At 43.7% G+C, this 18,268-nt stretch carries 15 protein-coding genes and 1 tRNA gene; 7 read left to right on the top strand and 9 right to left on the bottom strand.

Translation table 11 applies throughout. From position 1 onward, the window contains the following. Nucleotides 1-167: 167 nt before the first annotated feature. From IHV80_RS11295 to IHV80_RS11285, 3 genes are all read right to left on the bottom strand, one after another. Nucleotides 168-258, bottom strand: a tRNA-Ser gene (locus tag IHV80_RS11295). A gap of 138 nt (nt 259-396) precedes the next feature. Further along, nucleotides 397-2,205, bottom strand: a complete 1,809-nt coding sequence (locus IHV80_RS11290; RefSeq protein WP_192889109.1) for a DUF3413 domain-containing protein — start codon at nt 2,203-2,205, stop codon at nt 397-399. Between the two features lie 28 nt (nt 2,206-2,233). Beyond that, on the bottom strand, nt 2,234-2,461 hold the full coding sequence (locus IHV80_RS11285) for a YejL family protein (RefSeq protein WP_102433952.1): 228 nt from the start codon (nt 2,459-2,461) through the stop codon (nt 2,234-2,236). 84 nt (nt 2,462-2,545) lie between these two features. On the opposite strand from IHV80_RS11285, the gene yejK reads away from it, so the two are divergent. From yejK to IHV80_RS11270, 3 genes are all read left to right on the top strand, one after another. Further along, nucleotides 2,546-3,550, top strand: a complete 1,005-nt coding sequence (yejK, locus tag IHV80_RS11280) for a nucleoid-associated protein YejK (RefSeq protein WP_017111125.1) — start codon at nt 2,546-2,548, stop codon at nt 3,548-3,550. A 106-nt stretch (nt 3,551-3,656) separates the two neighbouring features. After that, nucleotides 3,657-5,057 (top strand): Hpt domain-containing protein, encoded by a 1,401-nt coding sequence (locus IHV80_RS11275; RefSeq protein ID WP_192889108.1) that lies wholly within the window; start codon nt 3,657-3,659, stop codon nt 5,055-5,057. A 75-nt stretch (nt 5,058-5,132) separates the two neighbouring features. Then, nucleotides 5,133-6,311, top strand: coding sequence for a chemotaxis protein (locus IHV80_RS11270; protein WP_192889107.1), 1,179 nt, complete (start codon nt 5,133-5,135; stop codon nt 6,309-6,311). Between the two features lie 81 nt (nt 6,312-6,392). Here IHV80_RS11270 and nhaC read toward each other — a convergent pair whose 3' ends face one another. Continuing rightward, complete coding sequence (gene nhaC / locus IHV80_RS11265) at nt 6,393-7,829, bottom strand: Na+/H+ antiporter NhaC (RefSeq protein WP_192889106.1); 1,437 nt, start codon at nt 7,827-7,829, stop codon at nt 6,393-6,395. A gap of 510 nt (nt 7,830-8,339) precedes the next feature. Here nhaC and asd point away from each other — a divergent pair. Together asd and IHV80_RS11255 are read left to right on the top strand one after the other, a co-directional pair. Next, nucleotides 8,340-9,458: an aspartate-semialdehyde dehydrogenase gene (asd, locus tag IHV80_RS11260; protein WP_017107353.1), complete on the top strand. Its 1,119-nt coding sequence runs from the start codon at nt 8,340-8,342 to the stop codon at nt 9,456-9,458. 120 nt (nt 9,459-9,578) lie between these two features. Beyond that, nucleotides 9,579-10,100, top strand: a complete 522-nt coding sequence (locus tag IHV80_RS11255) for a prepilin-type N-terminal cleavage/methylation domain-containing protein (RefSeq protein ID WP_192889105.1) — start codon at nt 9,579-9,581, stop codon at nt 10,098-10,100. A 63-nt stretch (nt 10,101-10,163) separates the two neighbouring features. Here the strand turns inward: IHV80_RS11255 and IHV80_RS11250 are convergent, their stop codons facing one another. Next, complete coding sequence (locus IHV80_RS11250) at nt 10,164-11,009, bottom strand: ion transporter (protein WP_192889104.1); 846 nt, start codon at nt 11,007-11,009, stop codon at nt 10,164-10,166. 146 nt (nt 11,010-11,155) lie between these two features. Then, nucleotides 11,156-11,794, bottom strand: a complete 639-nt coding sequence (locus IHV80_RS11245; RefSeq protein WP_192889103.1) for a YchE family NAAT transporter — start codon at nt 11,792-11,794, stop codon at nt 11,156-11,158. A gap of 640 nt (nt 11,795-12,434) precedes the next feature. Between IHV80_RS11245 and adhE the strand changes: the two genes are divergently transcribed. Beyond that, complete coding sequence (gene adhE / locus IHV80_RS11240; protein WP_192889102.1) at nt 12,435-15,149, top strand: bifunctional acetaldehyde-CoA/alcohol dehydrogenase; 2,715 nt, start codon at nt 12,435-12,437, stop codon at nt 15,147-15,149. Nucleotides 15,150-15,369: 220 nt separating this feature from the next. Here the strand turns inward: adhE and IHV80_RS11235 are convergent, their stop codons facing one another. The 3 genes from IHV80_RS11235 to sodB all read right to left on the bottom strand — a co-directional run bounded on the left by IHV80_RS11235 (nt 15,370) and on the right by sodB (nt 17,650). After that, a complete protein-coding gene (locus IHV80_RS11235) occupies nt 15,370-16,053 on the bottom strand; it encodes an SDR family oxidoreductase (RefSeq protein WP_192889101.1) in 684 nt (227 codons plus the stop codon). A 274-nt stretch (nt 16,054-16,327) separates the two neighbouring features. Then, nucleotides 16,328-16,831 carry a VC2046/SO_2500 family protein gene (locus IHV80_RS11230; protein ID WP_264158385.1) on the bottom strand — a complete coding sequence of 168 codons (504 nt, stop codon included), beginning with the start codon at nt 16,829-16,831 and terminating at the stop codon, nt 16,328-16,330. A 234-nt stretch (nt 16,832-17,065) separates the two neighbouring features. Next, the gene (sodB, locus tag IHV80_RS11225) at nt 17,066-17,650 is read right to left on the bottom strand and encodes a superoxide dismutase [Fe] (protein WP_004734050.1); all 585 of its coding nucleotides are present in this window, start codon (nt 17,648-17,650) and stop codon (nt 17,066-17,068) included. Nucleotides 17,651-17,919: 269 nt separating this feature from the next. Here sodB and IHV80_RS11220 point away from each other — a divergent pair, with 269 nt between their 5' ends. After that, complete coding sequence (locus IHV80_RS11220) at nt 17,920-18,258, top strand: Grx4 family monothiol glutaredoxin (protein WP_017076187.1); 339 nt, start codon at nt 17,920-17,922, stop codon at nt 18,256-18,258. Nucleotides 18,259-18,268: the final 10 nt, after the last annotated feature.

Here is an 18,268-nt window from a genome sequence, read left to right as displayed (position 1 = left end):
TTTGAAGTATTCAGATGTGTCGTGAGGAGCAGATTTGTTGTAAGAACAGATACCAATCAAGTAACCAAAGAAGGTCCCTGGGGATTGTGAAAGATCAGATCTTAGGGGCGATTGGTTGTACGTCAGATGCAAAAAAGCCGCTGATTTCTCAGCGGCTTTCTTTAATGTGGTGGAGGGATAGGGATTTGAACCCTAGAACCGCTATTAACGGTTGCCGGTTTTCAAGACCGGTGCTTTCGACCACTCAGCCATCCCTCCAGTGGCGTGCATAATATAAGGGGGAGAGTGCCTTGTAAACCCTTAATTATCATAATCTTGTTTGGTTGCTTATTTTCTAGTCATTAGCGGCAATAAAAAAGGGAAGCAGCATGCTTCCCTTCTTTGTATGGTGACTAGTTAGTCATTTTTTGTGTAGAAACGCTGCAGCTCTGTTAAGCCTTGCATTAATACTGGTAAGCGAGGGCTTACATCTTTTAGGCGTTTGTAGTTTTGGTCATACAGTTTGTAGTTGCCAAACTTATCTAACACCGTTGTTTGCTGAGCAGTAACAAGAGCCAGTTCACGAGAGTCACCCGCTAGGATCCACTTTCTCTTACGTTCATCAAACAGGCTGCGACCGCTACTGAAATCTGTTGGATTTGAAGAGACACCAAGCAGCTCTTGCATCAGTGTTACGGACACATCTAAATGACTCGAGCGATGCGTGTATTCAGAAGCAGACTTACCAGGCCAGCTGATGAACAAAGGCACCTGCAGTTGGTAGCGGCTGTAGTTGGAGTTAGCTCCCCAGCTATTGGTCTTGGTTTCGTTAAATTCAGTACCATGGTTCGACGTGATGATAACCACAGTGTTGTCTTTTAGGTCGAGACGTTCTAATTCCGCATAAATAGTCGCGAGTTGAGCATCGGCCGCTTGAGCTGACTTTTGGTAGTCTGCAGCAAAGCGTTCTGCCGTGGTCAAAGTAGAGTCTGACTCTGAACTTGAATCGTAGCTAGAGAAGTTATCCAGCGTGGTCAGTTCAATGAAGTTAAACCAAGGACGTTTAGCTTGTGGTGATTGAATCCAGTTAGACCAAGCTTGTATCGCGCTTTTGTCATCATAAGTTGCTTGCTCTGGCATAACATCACGGCCTCGGAAGATGATTTCCGAGTAAAGTGCATCGTCAAAATTGTCGCCACTGAAAGCCGCAAACTTATAATTGTGATTATCTAAAACGTCCAACAGTACTGCACTTGAACCTTGAGCTTCGATGCTGCTTGCATAGCTGCTCGGAAGGCCATAGAACAAACCGAAGATACCAAACATATCGTTGCTTGAACTGTAGTGATTGGTGAAGTTGATCGATTGCTGTGAGTATGCGTAGCTGTTTGGCATCGCTGTGGCGTTAAGCGCATCAGAGCGAAGGTTATTTACACTCACCATCAGGATATTAAGATCATCACTGCGGCGGTTGTATTGAATTTTTTCTAGCGGGTAGCTAACTAAGTTTACGTTCTCTTTGTTTGCTTCTAAACGCTGTAGATACTCTTCACGGTCTAACAGACCATGTTTTTCCATAAAGCTTTTCGCTGTCATTGGGTAAGACAGTGGGAAGTTCGCTTTTTGGCTGGTAATTGGGTTATAGAAGTACGCATCAGCCCACATGTAGGTCAAGTGGCTGCTGATGAAACACAAGAAGAAGACGGCTGTGATCGGACGGCCAACGTGTTTATGAGACAGTTTACGCTGCTTACGCCAAACCCACTCAGATAGTCCGAGCTGTAATAAGAAGATAAGCGGCATAACAATGAAGAGGTGCTGCAAATCAGAAGTAAATGCAGATTCCTCTCCACTGAATAAAACCTCCCACACAACAGGCGTCAGGTGGAGGTTTATATTTTGATACGTTTGAGTATCAATCAGAAGGACAGTTAAACCTACGGTTGCGAAACAAACGGCAACCAAGCGCAATAACTTCCTCGACGGAAGAATAAAAGTGAGTGGAAACAGCACTAATAGGTAGAGAGCGAATACTAGAAAGCCGAAATGACCGACCCAAGATGCAGCCAAATAAAATTGACCCAGCAAGGTGTCTGGCCAAGCAGATTGAGTAATATAACGAGTACCTATCAACATCGCCGCAATGATGTTGAAAAATGCAAACCAGTGTCCCCAACCAACCAGTCGAGATACACGATCGCTATAAGAGTTTGCGCTGTCTACCATTTATAATTCTTTTATCCGTCAATCAAATTTAGTGAGACTGTTTGTCTTCAATAGAAGAAACCAAAGCCTCGGCAAATTTTTCAGCAATTCCTTTGCGTTGTGAAGCAGCAACGTTCTGATTTAAGACATTGGTTGCGATATTTCCAGCGATCATCAGTGAAAGTTCTGGTGAAGCTTTGTGCTTTGTTAGTACAGCACCTACTTCAGCTAGGATTTTTTCAACTTGTTCATCTGTGTATTTAGATATAATCGGCATAAGGACTCTAATAATGATAGTAAAAGCGGCTTATGATAACCTACTATGCACGACAACTGAAACCTGAACGGTAATATTTTCACTATGAGCCTTCACCTTTCCAACGTAATTTTACACCAGTTAAGCAAGAACGATCAGGAAGAACTGATTGTTAACTACCGTGCTGAATCTCTAGAAAACGATGCTTCGTCTGAAAGCCTCGTCGCTGAGCTTCACCGAGTGTTCAACTCAAAAGCAGGTAAAGGGTTTGGTTCTTTCAAATCCGACAGCGAATTCCAGCAGTCGTTGCATGAATTTCGAGCGGGAGAGCAAAGTTTTTATGATTTCTCTCAAAAAAGTGCGCTACGTCTAAAAGATGAGCTTTCAAAGTATCCTTTTGCTGATGAAGGTACTTTGGTACTCGCTGAATACCAATCACTGGCGACAGACTACCTTTTCATTGGTTTACTGCCTTCGAACCAAAGTTTGAAAGTGACTGAAGGGCTAGACATCAGTGCGACTGATTACCTTGATATCTCTAAGATGGATATTGTTGCGCGCCTTGATCTTTCAACATACGACACAGACAAAGAGTCAAACCGTTACCTTACTTACATTAAAGGACGTGTTGGCCGTAAAGTTGCAGACTTCTTCTTAGACTTCCTTCAAGCAGAAGTAGGCTTAGATGCTAAGCAGCAAAACCAAGTTCTGATGCAAGCGGTAGAAGATTTCGTTTCTGACTCTAAGTTGGAGAAAGAAGAAGCGATCAGCTATAAAAAGCAAGTTGCAGATTACTGTAACGAGCAGTTAAAAGCGGGCGATGAAGTCCAAGTTCGTGAGCTATCTGGTGAATTGCCAGCAAGCACCGATGGCACGAGCTTCTTTGACTATACTAGTGAACAAGGCTATGAGTTAGAAGATAGCTTCCCAGCAGATCGCGCAACTATGCGTAAACTAACAAAATTTGTTGGTGCGGGTGGTGGTTTGAATGTTAGTTTTGATAGTCTGCTTCTTGGTGAGCGTATTTTTTACGATCCAGAGACAGATACACTAACGATTAAAGGAACGCCGCCGAACTTGCGTGACCAGTTGACTCGTAACAAGTCATAGCGCCAAGTTCATGGATAATAGCGGCAGCGGGATGTTGTCGCTTATTTTCTGCTTTACACTCTCATGAACTGCAATGGTGTGAGGCTGACACGCACAAGGAATATAGATGGAACAATCAGTGGTAAAGCCTCACCGCTTTAAAAAGCCTGCAACTTTCTTGGTTGTACTTCTGGCTCTGTGGTTACTTCCTTCATTGGCTATTCTTCAGCTAAGTCGTTCTTACACCAATTCCCTTGCTCAAATTGAAGAACTTGGCATTCGTGTTACCGAGTTAAGGCAGTCACTTTACTTCTCTGAACCGCTTCGAGTGTCCCGTATCAATGACTTAGCCCTTGATGCACAGTTGGTGTATTCGATTCGATTACAGATTGAATCTGATTTTCAGCATGCGTTTTTTCGCCCTGACGTTAATCAATTGCTATATGTCGCTGATCAGTTTTTAGAAAAGTTTGATGAGTTCATCCCAATAGAAAGCCAAGTGCAAGCGATTGTCGATAACATCAAGGCATTGCGCGCTGACAGTAAGACTTCATCTAAGTTAAAGCCCCTGTTAAACGAATTTGGTGTTGTGGTATTTGAAGCTATGTACTCCGATAACCAAAGTTCGTCGGCGACGTATCGTTCTTTCGACTCGATTCTTAAGCGATCTTATTCGTTGAAAACCAAAGAGCAAGAAGCCATGCAACAGTTACTTGCTGATGCTTCTGCGTTATTGGGTGATTACGCTCAGCTTAATTATTTGGTTGATAAGATTAAGAAAAACTCAGTCAATGAGCAGATCATCAAGCTAGAAGCTCAGTTCCATAAGAGTCAGTTCAACTTATTAATTGCAGCCTTGGGTTTAAGTTTGCTCACGATGATTGCATTGATTTTATGGGGAGTTGGCTTTAAAAAGAGCGCATCACAAGCTGAAAGTGATTCGAACCATGAACTTGAGGCCAATTTAGGAAAACGAGCGAACAGTTCGAACGCTAAGGCGAACCAAGTAGAAACGGCCGGTTCAAAGGACACGTTCTCTGATGTAAAACAGGCTAACCATGTTGCCGCCACATCGGAAAGGGCGCAGTCGATTCAGCACTCAGTGAATGAACCTCAAGCGGTATCAACAAGTCATCAAGAGGCAGAGGCTTATTTAGCCGAGAAACACGTCGTAAGTGTGACGGACTCAAAGCCTGCTATTGATATCGAAGAGATGTTAGAGACTCTGGACGGTGACGCTGAATCTGTGGGCTTGTTGTTGGGCGTGTTTGTGCAAGACCATGCCGATGATTATACAAAATTCAAATCCTTGCTGACAAAAGATGAGACGTCTGCAGCTCGAATCGTACATAGCTTAAAAGGCGTTGCCGGAAGTATCAAAGCATCGAGGTTGGCGATTATTGCGGCGACTATTGAGATGACAATGAAGCAATCTCGTGCGATCAGTGAGTACGATCTTGAAGAGTTAGAGCAGGCAATTCAGGCTTCAGTCGACTCTGCCATGGCGTATTTAGATCAATCGCACTAATTTTGCGAGAGTTTTGACAATACTCTGACGAAGTGCTCATACAATCCGCGCCATTAGTCTTTGTCTGAGGTGTATATGTTGCGTGTTTCTAGTAAGTGTTTGATGGTGTGGGTACTTAGCATTGTTCTAAGTGGTTGTTCTCTCTTGGAAGTTAAGTTAGATAGCCAAACAACACCACTGACTCAACAAGAGCTCAATGCTCGGATTATGACGCGTGAATACGCTAAGATTTTCTTTACTCGCGTAGAAGATTCGGCTGATTTCATCGCTCAATCTTATCCTGCCGACGATACCCTACATCAATCTTATGTGCTGCTTTGGAAGATCCACGCAGAGCAGGGACTTCAGCAAGCGGCTTACCAAACTTCTCCAATGTCAGCGTTAATTGATTCGTGGGTGTTTACCGCTCAAATGGACCAGTTTTATACACAAGGCGACGGTGCTGACCTATTCGTAACTGATCATGCAATAGAAACCGCTCACGACCTTACTCGAGAAGCAGAGAAACTGGCAAAAGGCGTATTGAGTTCTAGTGATTTTAAGAAGAGCCAAGTGTTCGTCGAGCAGTTTGCCGCTAGCCACCCATTTAAAGATCTCACATTTAGAAGTACGCCAGCTTACCGCGATTGGTTAACTTACTTAGGTAAAGACGAATCTCAAATCGTGCAAAACTTAGGAACCATGCCTGAGGCGATGAGCGATGCATCAGATCGCTTAAGCGTAATGGCTGATCAAACGCCAAAACTGATGACGTGGAAGGCAGAGTTGGTTGCTTTGAATAGCTCATTAACGGGGGAAGACTTGTCGATGACGTTGGAAAGCCTTCGTCAAACATCAGCAAGCATGCAGGACTTCATCGAAAACAATCCTGAGTACATGCAAACGCTGGCTTCTATTATGTCGACAGAAATGCAGCCATTGCTAAATGACCTCAGCGATAAGACAGACCAAAAATTAGCGATGCTAAGCGATGAACGTGTGGCGTTGGAAAAGATGGTGACGCGTGAGAGAGAAGCGCTAGTACAGATGATTGTGAAAGAGCGCATCGAGATTGCAGGTATTGTGACTTCAGAAAGAGAACTGTTCACGCAAGACCTTGATCGCGTCTCTCAAGAGGTGGTGGTACTTGCGATTGATAAGCTGATGGAGTTAATCAAAGGTGTGATTATTTACTTCATCTTGTTTATCTTGGTGGTGTTCTTTGCACCGTTAGGCATCGGTTACTGGTTGGGTAAACGAACCGCCAACAAATAAGTAATTCAGTAACTAAGTAGATCAAAAAAGAGCGCTCTAGGGCGCTCTTTTTGCATTTAAATCAATTAACGTTTGAATGACTTACGCTTGTTGCTTGCTTAACTCTGTCGCTTCTTCAGCTTCAAACGCAGGTGCTGTTGGTTCACACTTATCAACGAACCAACCCATGTAAGACGTCACGATAGTCACGATGATACAGATGAAGCTTAACCACATGAACGGTGCGTAAGACAGTGTAGCAACACCCAGAATACTCGCCATGTAGATACCGTTATCACTCCAAGGAACCATACCTGACGTCAACGTGCCACCGAACTCAGCGTTACGAGAAAGGTTTTTACGTTTGTAGCCTAAGCGGTCGTAGTTCTTCGCACAGATTTTTGGCGTAAGGATGAGCGATACATACATTGCTGAACCGAACACGTTACCCATGAAAGCCGTACCAATTGTGCTGGTTGCTAGTGAGCCTGCGCTGTTTACTCGGCGCTCAAACACTTTAGCAATCGTCTCTAGTACGCCAACTTTATCCAGCAAGCCACCGAAACCTAAACCAAACACGATAACTGCAACCGAACCAAGCATTGAAGACATGCCGCCACGGTTAAGAATCGAATCAATGAACTCCACGCCAGATGAAATAGAGAACGGTGCCCATGCTGTGTTAAATGCAGTAAGGAAGTCGATCTCTTGGATCATCACTGCCCAGATAATACCTAGCAGAGAACCAAAGCTGATCACTGGGAATGAAGGCATACGGAAAGCCAGTAGGCCAAGTACGATCAACACAGGAACAAATGAGTAAGGCGTGATGTAGAACTGAACTTCCATTGCTTTGATTACAGAATCTACTTGGCTCATGTCGACATTACCCGCGTAATGGAAGCCAAATGCGGTAAACATAATACCAGTAATCACGTAGCTGATTAACGCGACAGGCAGCATGCCCTTGATGTGCTCAACAACTTCGACACCAGACATAGATGAAGCAAGGATAACTGAATCAGATAGAGGTGACATCTTGTCGCCAAAGTAACAGCCCGAAAGTACGGCACCGGCGGTAATTGGTGCTGGAACACCGAGGCCTTGGCCAATACCCATCATCGCAATACCGGCGGTACCAGCAGCTCCCCAAGAGGTGCCAGTTGCCAGAGCAGTTAGAGAACAGATGATCATGGTAGCTAAAAGGAAGATAGAAGGGTGGATAGCTTTCAGACCATAGTAAATGATGGTGGGTACAATACCGCCAGAGATCCATGTACCAACAAGAGCGCCAACCGCTAAAAGTATTAAAACTGCCCCTAAACCATTAGATATTCCGTTGAGTGCTGCTTTTTCTAAGTCTTTGTATTCGTGGCCAAGGCGAATACCTAGCACTATGATAATGAACCAGCCGATGTACAAGGCAAGTTGGATTGGAAGATCGAGCTTTGCTGTAAAAGAAAAAGCAAGGGATAGAAATAGTCCTAACGCGATGACTACCTGTAACAGGTTCGGTAGACGAGTTTTACTCTGCTTCATAAAAGCCTCTTGTTATTTCGAGCATTTATAGTGCTTCGTTATAGTTTGGGGTACGACGTGGACACTACAGTAATTAGTTTATTATATCGAAAAAATACACCCAAGTTGTGATATTTGACTATCAAGTCAGCATATCGTGGTTGCATTGTCTGAATTTTTGTTAAATTCATGACTGTTACATGTTGATTTTTGTCGCACGTTGTTTTCGTTGTGTAAAATATTATTCTGATTAACTATTGTTAAATAGTGGTAATTGCTGTTAAGGCTTGGTTCTATCAGGATGGGAATTAGAGCGTTTTTATTGGCCAAACCTTTGATGCTAACCATATTGCGTGCTTTATCAGTGGCAAAGGCGATGAATGCTATTTCAGAGATAACTGCACTATTCATCGCGTTCACTTAAAAGAAACGAAAAAGTTACACTTTTTGCTAAAAAGCACTTGAGTTCTGTTTCTGAAAAACTTATAGATGGGGGAGAGCAATTTTTAATTTATACATGGAGAGTGAGAGATGAGAGTAGGTCTAGTTGGTTGGCGCGGTATGGTTGGTTCTGTACTGATGCAACGTATGGTTGAAGAAAAAGACTTCGACCTGATTGAGCCTGTTTATTACAGCACATCTCAAATTGGTATCCCAGCCCCTGTTTTAGGTGGTAAAGAGGCGGGTCTGCTTCAAGATGCCTTTGATATTGATAGCCTAAAACAACTTGATGCTGTCATTACCTGTCAAGGTGGCGATTACACTTCAAAAGTTTATCCAGCACTGCGTCAAGCAGGTTGGAAAGGTTACTGGATTGATGCAGCTTCTACTCTGCGTATGGATGCTGATTCCATCATCACATTAGATCCGGTTAACTTGGCCCAGATTCAGCAAGGCATCCACGGTGGCACCAATACCTTCGTTGGTGGTAACTGTACGGTGAGCTTAATGCTGATGGCATTAGGTGGCCTATATGAAAAAGGCATGATTGAGTGGATGAGTGCCATGACTTACCAAGCAGCCTCTGGTGCGGGTGCTAAGAACATGCGTGAACTGATCTCTCAAATGGGTGTTATCAACGACAGCGTTAGCTCTGAACTAGCGAACCCAGCAAGTTCAATTCTTGATATTGATAAGAAAGTCGCTGACACGATCCGTTCTTCTTCATTCCCAACTGATCAATTTGGTGCTCCTCTTGCGGGTTCATTGATACCTTGGATCGATGTGAAGCGTGAAAACGGTCAAAGTAAAGAAGAGTGGAAAGCGGGCGTTGAAGCGAACAAGATTCTTGGCCTAGATGGTCAGCCAATCCCTATTGATGGTACTTGTGTTCGAATCGGTGCAATGCGTTGTCACGCTCAAGCACTAACTATTAAGCTTAAGCAAGACGTTCCAATGGACGAAATCGAAGAGATCATCGCGACTCACAATGATTGGGTTAAAGTGGTGCCTAATGACCGTGACATTACTGCTCAAGAGCTGACACCAGCGAAAGTAACAGGCACGATGTCTGTACCAGTAGGTCGTCTACGTAAGATGTCTATGGGTAACGACTTCCTAAATGCGTTCACTGTGGGTGACCAGCTGCTTTGGGGTGCTGCAGAACCACTACGTCGTACTCTACGCATCATCTTAGCTGAGAAAGCGTAACTGCCTCATTTTTGAGAATAATTAATTAAGAAGCGCCTCAGGGCGCTTTTTTTGTATCTGATGACAGAAGTCTGACTTTAAAACCTTACATTTCGTGCGTCTTAAAGTTTGGAGTCAAAAATGAAAGCAACTCACAAAGGTTTTACTCTTATCGAGTTAGTTGTTGTTATCGTCATTCTTGGTGTTTTAGCGGTTGTCGCAGCGCCAAAGTTTTTAAACATACAACATGATGCTAGAGCTTCGGTTATAGAAGGGCTAGGAGCATCAGTTCACACGGCGTCTGATCTAGCATTCGAAAAAGCCGCAGTGGCAGGCATGGAAGATCACGCTTCTTATTCCATTCCAGATTACGGTACTGTGCAGTTCGGTTATCCTGCAGTTCAAAGAGGAGGTATGGAAAACTTCCTTGCAATAGAGTCGGGTTATCACGATTTAACCACCGAGTGGACTTGGGCGGCTCACAATAACGGTTCGATGCAAGACCCTGATATTTGGGTTATCACTCGATCTGAGTATCTTAATGATATGGTGGGTGAGGACTTCAATATCGCTATCGAGAATACTCAATGTTATGTGAAGTATACGGCTGCAATGGAAGCGAATGATGATTATAAAGTCGAAGTTTTTACTGACGGTTGTTAGTGAGTCATTCGGATAGTTAACAAAATAAAAAGAGCTCATAACGGAGCTCTTTTTTATGGGTATCTATTCTTTCTCTTCAGTCACGACACGTTTGTCGGGATCGGCTAATTCACTTGCACAGTGCTTGCAATACATTGCATCCGAATCATGGCCTGCACGGTTGCAGTTCGGGCACTTAACCAACTCTTTGTGAGAGTTCATCTCATTGCTCAACTCTGCGGTAATAATACCTGTCGGCACCGCTAGGATGGAATAACCTAGTAGCATGGTAAGCGAAGCAATCGCTTTACCTAACGCGGTTTGAGGGATCATGTCACCGTAACCTACTGTTGTAATAGTCACGATTGCCCAATAAATACTGTGGGGAATACTCGTGAAGCCGTTTTCTGGCCCTTCAATAACAAAGATCAGAGCGCCGAAGATAACGACCAAGATGCCGACTGTGCTGAAGAAGATGAGGATCTTTCGTCTTGCCATTAATAGTGAACGCAGCAAAATATTGGAATCTTGCAGGTAACGAACCAATTTTAGGATACGGAAGATACGCATGACACGAAGCAATCTCACCACACCCATAAACGAAGCGCCAGGGAAGATGATCGCTAGGTAGGTCGGAAGAATCGCTAATAGATCAACAACACCGTAAAAGCTGGTGGCGTAGGATTTTGGTTTCGGAGAGCAATAGAGCCTTAACAAATACTCGAGTGTGAAGAGGGCAGTAAAACTGTATTCGATATAGCGCAGCTGTTGTGACCATTCGGTCATGACGTTTGGGATGGACTCTAGAATCAGTACCAAAAGCGAAGCCAAGATTGCAACGATCAGTGATATATCAAATGCACGTCCAGCTGGAGTATGGGTACCAAAGATAATGACGTACAAGTGATGCTTGAGTGGCTTACCTGACATAAGGAGAGATTCATCTTCTGTTAAATGTATTAACAGTCATTATACAAGCTTCACAATAACGAGGCGAGTGAAAGCCTAATTGCTTTACTTGCCTCGTCGATAATGTCGTACAGGCTGGCTTTGAATCGCCAGAAGCCGGTTTAGCGCTATGCTAATCCTGGGAATAGGTTACGTAAGCCGTTGGCGATGAACTCGATGCCCAATGCGCCAAGAATCAAACCCATGATACGCGTGATAACGTTGATCCCAGTTTGACCTAGAAAGCGAACGATAACCGGCGCCGAGCGGAATAAAAGCCAAGAGCACGTTGCAAAAGCAATAATGCTGATGCCAATGCCAACCGTGTCGATTGCGGCTGGATAACGAGAGCCGTAGACAATGGTTGAACTAATGGCACCTGGACCGGCCATTAATGGCATAGCCAAAGGAACAACACCGATTTGTTCTTTACTGACGTATTCAGACTTCTCTTGCTTGTTCTGCTTATCTTCACCGAGTTTACCGCTCATCATCGAAAACGCGATGCTCAATAATAGCAACCCACCTGCAACACGAAATGAATCTAGCGAAATGCTAAACATGTCGAGAAGCAATTGTCCTGCAACTAAAGAAACAATCAATATAACGGCAACAGCAATGTTGGCTTGTAATGCGGTCCTGTTCCTCTCTTCTGGGGCCATATGGGCCGTAAGAGAAACAAAAACAGGCATGATGCCGATAGGGTTTACGGCAGCAACAAGCCCAAGGAAGAATTGCATAAAAATTGCGAGTTCTAAACCTTGCATGTGGGTGATCTCCAAATTGCGTACTTAAGGAAGAGGTGTTGATCTGTCAATAGCCAGAGCGCGTAATGTAAGTGACAAATCTAAATTGCACGAATGAAAAAAACTAACCTGAAATAGGGTCTTTTTTATAGAAAAACTAATTGAATCCAAATGCTGACTTTAGTCATGTTACAAGCCGATTATTAGTGTTTCATGTTGTAATGGTTCTTTGGGCAAATGTTAACCGACGCACGCTTTTAATAAAAATTATGTCAGAATCTAGCCCGCTGCAACGGTATGGATATACTCTCAGTAGCACGAATATAGATGTATACATGTAATTTAACGGACTAAAAATGAAACTTTTTTACAGTTTATGACGCTATGTATAAATAATCCGTCTGTTTGCTTGTTTTTTGTTCGAACGGAAAGTGTGATTTAAATCTATTTAAATCATTGTCTTAAGTTCATTTTTGCGATTGTCTTACTACTTTCTGGTTAATTCTTTTTGGGTAACTGATCTGGGTCAATTTTTTTCACACTGTGAAATAATATACTCAGCCCTGAAAGCAATTTACTAAGAACGCTGATGTTTAAGGTTAAAGGCAAGCAGCGAATTTAATAAAAAGTTTTTAATATTTATTATTTTAGGAGATCCACCATGCCTGTAACTAACTTAGCTGAACTAGATGCTCTGGTAGCACGCGTTAAAGCAGCACAAGAAGAGTTCTCAACATTCTCTCAAGAGAAAGTTGACGCAATCTTCCGTGCAGCATCTCTTGCGGCTAACCATGCTCGTATCCCACTAGCACAACAAGCAGTTGCTGAATCTGGAATGGGTATTGTTGAAGATAAGGTTATCAAAAACCACTTTGCATCTGAATTTATCTACAACAAATACAAAGACGAAAAAACATGCGGCATCTTAGAAGAAGATGACAACCTAGGCACGATGACTATCGCTGAGCCTGTAGGTATCATCTGTGGTATCGTTCCAACAACGAACCCAACTTCTACAGCAATCTTCAAATCTCTAATCTCTCTTAAGACACGTAACGGCATCATCTTCTCGCCACACCCACGTGCAAAGAACTCAACTAACGACGCTGCTAAACTTGTTTTAGACGCGGCTGTTAAAGCGGGCGCACCAAAAGACATCATCGGTTGGATCGACCAACCATCTGTAGAGCTTTCTAACGCGCTTATGAAGCACGACGGTATCGCGCTTATCCTAGCGACTGGTGGTCCAGGCATGGTTAAAGCAGCATACTCTTCAGGTAAGCCTGCTATCGGTGTTGGTGCTGGTAACGTTCCTGTAGTTATCGATGACACAGCAGACGTTAAACGTGCTGTAGCATCTATCCTTATGTCTAAAACATTCGATAACGGCGTAGTATGTGCTTCTGAGCAAGCTGTAATCGTAATGGACGAAGTATACGACGAAGTGAAAGAGCGTTTCGCATCTCACAAAGGTCACGTACTAAGCAAAGCTGACGCTGATAAAGTTCGTAAAGTTCTACTTATCGACGGCAACCTAAACGCAAAAATCGTTGGTCAACCTGCAACTGCAATCGCTGAAATGGCGGGTGTTAAAGTTCCAGCTGATACTAAGATTCTTGTTGGTGAAGGCCTTGGCGAAGTGTCTTACGACGACGAATTCGCTCACGAGAAACTGTCTCCAACTCTAGGTATGTTCCGTGCGTCTTCTTTCGAGAACGCAGTTGCTCAAGCAGTAACAATGGTTGAAATTGGTGGTATCGGTCACACGTCTGGTCTTTACACTAACCAAGATATCAACGCAGACCGCATCCGTTACTTCGGTGACAAGATGAAAACGGCTCGTATCCTAATCAACATCCCTACTACTCACGGTGGTATCGGTGACCTGTACAACTTCAACGTTGCACCGTCTCTAACTCTTGGTTGTGGCTCTTGGGGTGGTAACTCTATCTCTGAGAACGTAGGTCCTAAGCACCTTATCAACAAGAAAACTGTAGCGAAGCGAGCTGAAAATATGTTGTGGCACAAACTACCTAAGTCTATCTACTTCCGTCGTGGTAGCCTTCCAATCGCTCTTGGCGACCTAGAAGGTAAGAAACGCGCATTCCTAGTAACTGACCGTTTCCTATTCAACAACGGTTACGCTGATGACGTAGTTAGCTTGCTTAAAGCACAAGGTATTGAAGTTCAAACATTCTTCGATGTAGAAGCGGATCCAACACTATCTGTTGTTGAGAAAGGCGCTGAAGCAATGAAGAGCTTCCAACCTGACGTAATCCTTGCTCTTGGTGGCGGTTCTCCAATGGATGCTGCTAAGATCATGTGGGTTATGTACGAGCACCCAGATACTCACTTCGAAGAACTAGCAATGCGCTTTATGGATATCCGTAAACGTATCTACAAGTTCCCTAAAATGGGTCAAAAAGCTGAGCTTGTATGTATTACTACAACTTCAGGTACAGGTTCAGAGGTTACTCCATTCGCTGTTGTTACAGACGACAAGACTGGTGCTAAGTACCCACTAGCTGACTACGAAATCACGCCAAACATGGCTATCGTTGATGCGAACCTAGTAATGAACATGCCTAAGTCTCTAACAGCGTTCGGTGGTTACGATGCAGTAACTCACGCTCTTGAAGCTTACGTATCTGTTCTAGCGAACGAATACTCAGATGGCCAAGCTCTACAAGCTCTTAAGATGCTTAAAGAGTACCTACCATCAAGCTATAAAAACGGTGCAGCAGACCCAATCGCTCGTGAGAAAGTACACAACGCAGCAACTATCGCTGGTGTAGCATTTGCGAACGCATTCCTAGGTGTGTGTCACTCAATGGCTCACAAAATTGGTGCTGAGTTCCACCTACCACACGGCCTTGCTAACGCGCTGCTTATCTCAAACGTTGTACGTTACAACGCGAACGATAACCCAACTAAGCAAACTGCATTCTCTCAGTACGACCGTCCACAAGCACGTCGTCGTTACGCTGAAGTTGCTGACCACCTAGGCCTAAGCCAAGCTGGTGACCGTACTGCTCAGAAGATTGAACGTCTACTGACTTGGTTAGAAGAGCTTAAAGTTGACCTAGACATCCCACTATCTATCCAAGCTGCGGGTGTTAACGAGTCTGACTTCATCGCTAAACTAGACGAGCTAGCGGTTGAAGCATTCGATGACCAGTGTACAGGTGCTAACCCACGTTACCCTCTAATCACTGAGCTTAAAGAAGTTCTAACAACTTCTTACTTCGGCCAACCATACGTTGAAGGTGAAACTTTCGAAGGTACTACTGTTATCCTAAAGAAAGCAGACCAAAAGCCAGCTGAAGTGAAAGCAGAAGCAGCGCCAAAAGCTAAAAAAGAAAAAGCTAACGCATAATAAGTAAGCATTAGTTTTGAGATAAGTTTTCGCTAGCACGAACCTTATCTAATCGGGAAAAGTACAAAGCCCCAGTCGAGAGACTGGGGCTTTTTTTATGTTTGCTGTTAGACAGATATCGTAAGTTGTCGAAGGTAAGTGTTTATGTTCAACGTTTTCTTGATGAGCTGGAACCAGAGTGCCAAAACTCGCCATGGTCAGCTGTCGTTAAAGGGATTCTCTAAACTTCTGCGGCAACCACACGCCCACTAAAGTAATCATTAGAGACGATGTATTCGGTTGTTCTGGTCAGTTCGTCTTGCAGTTGTGCCCAATGACATCGGTTAAGTTTGCCCTCGGAGTTATGAACCGCAGGGACAACACCACCAACTCGAATACCAAATGGAGTCAGTTCCTTAGCCCAACTGTGGGTAAAGCCGGTTATCATTGAGTTTGCGCTCTCTAAGCCGGACACATCATGAAAATCGTCATGGGATATCACATTCACGATGACACCTTCTTTATCTTCTTCTCGTAACCTTTCAGCACTGATTTGCCCAAATGCAAAAAGGGTAGAGGCCATCGATGATAAATCGTTGATAAAGCTGCTAACAGGTTGATCACCAATTAAACTCGGCATTGGTGAACTGATCCAGTTATTGACCAGTACATCGGGTGTGGTATTGAAGGTAGTTTGAATGAAATCAAACACGTTCAAGATATCTTGATTGTCGTTACCTTTGAGTGTGTAGCTGTATACAGATTCGGAAAAACGAGCACATTGTTCATAAGTTGCCTGAAGGGCTTCTGGGTCGTTGTCACAAAGAATAACGGTTGCTCCAAGGTTAACAAAGTGGTTCGCAATCGTCCCTCCCAGTCGCGAGCCGGCAGATGTCACCAATATGATTGAGCTTTTTATTTCCATCCCAGTACCTAAACAAATCGTCCATGTCGGATAAGGATGGGTCAAATTTCATACAATGGGTGTGAATTGGTTCAAACTAAGGTATGCCGATTAATAAGTTTTTATGAACTTAGTGGCACGTCACATTTTGTAGTAACTTCAAGAGTTAATCGACAAACTGGAAATTATAGATGCCTAAGGCTAGTGATTCATATCACTTGTATCAATGAATTCGTAGGTGCACACAAGATGGGAAAAGAGGAGCCTTAAGAAAGTCAGAAAGGGGAGCCAGTAACTACACCTGAGCTTGAATCTGATATTGACGCTGAGCGGTCGACAATTCGTTGTAGAGCGTGGCATGAGGCAAATCAGGCAAGTGTTTATTCGCCAATTTACGTCGATCATGACCAGAAAGGTTTTGATAAACCTCTTCGGGAAAGTCATGCGTATCTTCAGGCATGAAAGCAAGCGCTTCAGGTTTCAAGTAATGGCTTAGCTTTGCACTGGCAAGGCTTGCTTGATGAAACTGAGCCGACTGTTGAGCCGAAATTTCATAAGACGATTGGTCCGAGCGCAAAGGTTGTGGATCTGCTACGCCGAAGTGTTTACGTAGACGATCTTCATTTGTCTCGCTAACTTCAATGGTGTCGATGGGCGTGCAATCACGAACATCATTAGAGAACATAGATAACAACAACGCGAAATCTGCACGGCGACCTTGCTCAACCGCTTGGCTGATCCCGATGCCGAACTTCAGCTCGTTGATGATTCCTGCTTTGTCTAAAGTATGTATTTGCATGTTGCCTCTCATTCGATACACCTTTAACGGCATGGAGTCGGCAAACTTTAGAGTTTAATTACAGGCAAATAACGAATTTCTGCTGGGCTGATATGAAAGGTAGGGATAGGCGGAAACTACGGTCTGTTGATTGATGCGATTTTTATCTGGGAGACGACAGATACAAAAAAGCTCACGCCGAGGCATGAGCTTTCAATAGATAACTCGCTATAAATAGCGCAGCATAAGTAATAATTACTTAGCTAGGTTCTCTTCTACGAAAGACCAGTTTACTAGGTTCCAGAATGCAGCCATGTAGTCAGGGCGAACATTGCGGAAATCGATGTAGTAAGCGTGTTCCCATAGGTCAACAGTTAGAAGTGGAGTAACACCTTCTTCTGTTAGAGGAGTTGCAGCGTTAGAAGTGTTAACGATGTCTAGAGAACCGTCAGCTTTCTTAACTAACCAAGTCCAAGAAGAACCGAAGTTGTTGATTGCTGAATCAGTGAATTTCGCTTTGAATTCTTCGAAAGAACCGAATGCAGCGTTGATAGCTTCTGCAACAGCGCCAGTTGGTTCGCCGCCTGCTTTAGGAGCAAGACAGTGCCAGTAGAACGTGTGGTTCCAGATTTGAGCAGCGTTATTGAAAACACCACCAGTAGAAGTCTTAACGATCTCTTCTAGTGTTTTGCCTTCAAACTCAGTACCTGGGATAAGACCGTTTAGCTTAACAACGTAAGTGTTGTGGTGCTTACCGTGGTGGAAATCTAGCGTTTCTGCTGAGATGTGTGGTTCTAGCGCGTCTTTCGCGTAAGGAAGAGCCGGTAGTTCAAATGCCATTGCTCAATTCTCCATTGATATGAAAGAGTTAACTCTTTCGATTGCTTCCAGTGATATTATTATTCATGGTTCGCTATGGTGCCAACCACGGTCAATTTGCTGACTTGCGATATAGTTTAGCAAGTTTTTACTTTATTAAAAGCTTATTTCATTACTTTTGTGTGAATTGTTAGCTTAGCTTATAAACCGCTTTTTTTATGTGGTTTTTATTCTTTTGGTTTGGGGTAGAATAAAGGCAATAAAAGCCGTAATCCATTAACGAGGAAGCAATGGAAACTATCGATAAAATCAAACAGCAAATTGAAGAAAACACCATTCTACTTTACATGAAAGGTTCTCCTAAGCTGCCAAGCTGTGGTTTTTCTTCTCAAGCATCTCAAGCGCTAATGGCGTGTGGCGAAAAATTTGCTTACGTAGATATCCTACAAAACCCTGACATCCGTGCAGAGCTTCCAGCTTACGCACAATGGCCAACGTTCCCACAACTATGGGTTGACGGTGAGCTAATCGGTGGTTGTGACATCATTCTTGAGATGTTCCAAAAAGGTGAGCTTCAGCCAATCGTTAAAGAAGCAGCTGCTAAAGTAGCTGGCGACGACGCTGAGTAATCTTTAAGCT

The organism is Vibrio bathopelagicus, assembly GCF_014879975.1.
In the GTDB taxonomy this organism is placed as follows: domain Bacteria; phylum Pseudomonadota; class Gammaproteobacteria; order Enterobacterales; family Vibrionaceae; genus Vibrio; species Vibrio bathopelagicus.
Note: the sequence above shows the minus strand (reverse complement) of the source record. Positions and strands in the feature narration are given on the sequence as shown.

What these genes read in the sequence shown, in the direction of transcription:
- IHV80_RS11290 (WP_192889109.1), bottom strand. Translation starts at nt 2,205, where the DNA reads ATGGTAGACAGCGCAAACTCTTATAGCGATCGTGTATCTCGACTGGTT.
- IHV80_RS11285 (WP_102433952.1), bottom strand. Translation starts at nt 2,461, where the DNA reads ATGCCGATTATATCTAAATACACAGATGAACAAGTTGAAAAAATCCTA.
- yejK (WP_017111125.1), top strand. Translation starts at nt 2,546, where the DNA reads ATGAGCCTTCACCTTTCCAACGTAATTTTACACCAGTTAAGCAAGAAC.
- IHV80_RS11275 (WP_192889108.1), top strand. Translation starts at nt 3,657, where the DNA reads ATGGAACAATCAGTGGTAAAGCCTCACCGCTTTAAAAAGCCTGCAACT.
- IHV80_RS11270 (WP_192889107.1), top strand. Translation starts at nt 5,133, where the DNA reads ATGTTGCGTGTTTCTAGTAAGTGTTTGATGGTGTGGGTACTTAGCATT.
- nhaC (WP_192889106.1), bottom strand. Translation starts at nt 7,829, where the DNA reads ATGAAGCAGAGTAAAACTCGTCTACCGAACCTGTTACAGGTAGTCATC.
- asd (WP_017107353.1), top strand. Translation starts at nt 8,340, where the DNA reads ATGAGAGTAGGTCTAGTTGGTTGGCGCGGTATGGTTGGTTCTGTACTG.
- IHV80_RS11255 (WP_192889105.1), top strand. Translation starts at nt 9,579, where the DNA reads ATGAAAGCAACTCACAAAGGTTTTACTCTTATCGAGTTAGTTGTTGTT.
- IHV80_RS11250 (WP_192889104.1), bottom strand. Translation starts at nt 11,009, where the DNA reads ATGTCAGGTAAGCCACTCAAGCATCACTTGTACGTCATTATCTTTGGT.
- IHV80_RS11245 (WP_192889103.1), bottom strand. Translation starts at nt 11,794, where the DNA reads ATGCAAGGTTTAGAACTCGCAATTTTTATGCAATTCTTCCTTGGGCTT.
- adhE (WP_192889102.1), top strand. Translation starts at nt 12,435, where the DNA reads ATGCCTGTAACTAACTTAGCTGAACTAGATGCTCTGGTAGCACGCGTT.
- IHV80_RS11235 (WP_192889101.1), bottom strand. Translation starts at nt 16,053, where the DNA reads ATGGAAATAAAAAGCTCAATCATATTGGTGACATCTGCCGGCTCGCGA.
- IHV80_RS11230 (WP_264158385.1), bottom strand. Translation starts at nt 16,831, where the DNA reads ATGCAAATACATACTTTAGACAAAGCAGGAATCATCAACGAGCTGAAG.
- sodB (WP_004734050.1), bottom strand. Translation starts at nt 17,650, where the DNA reads ATGGCATTTGAACTACCGGCTCTTCCTTACGCGAAAGACGCGCTAGAA.
- IHV80_RS11220 (WP_017076187.1), top strand. Translation starts at nt 17,920, where the DNA reads ATGGAAACTATCGATAAAATCAAACAGCAAATTGAAGAAAACACCATT.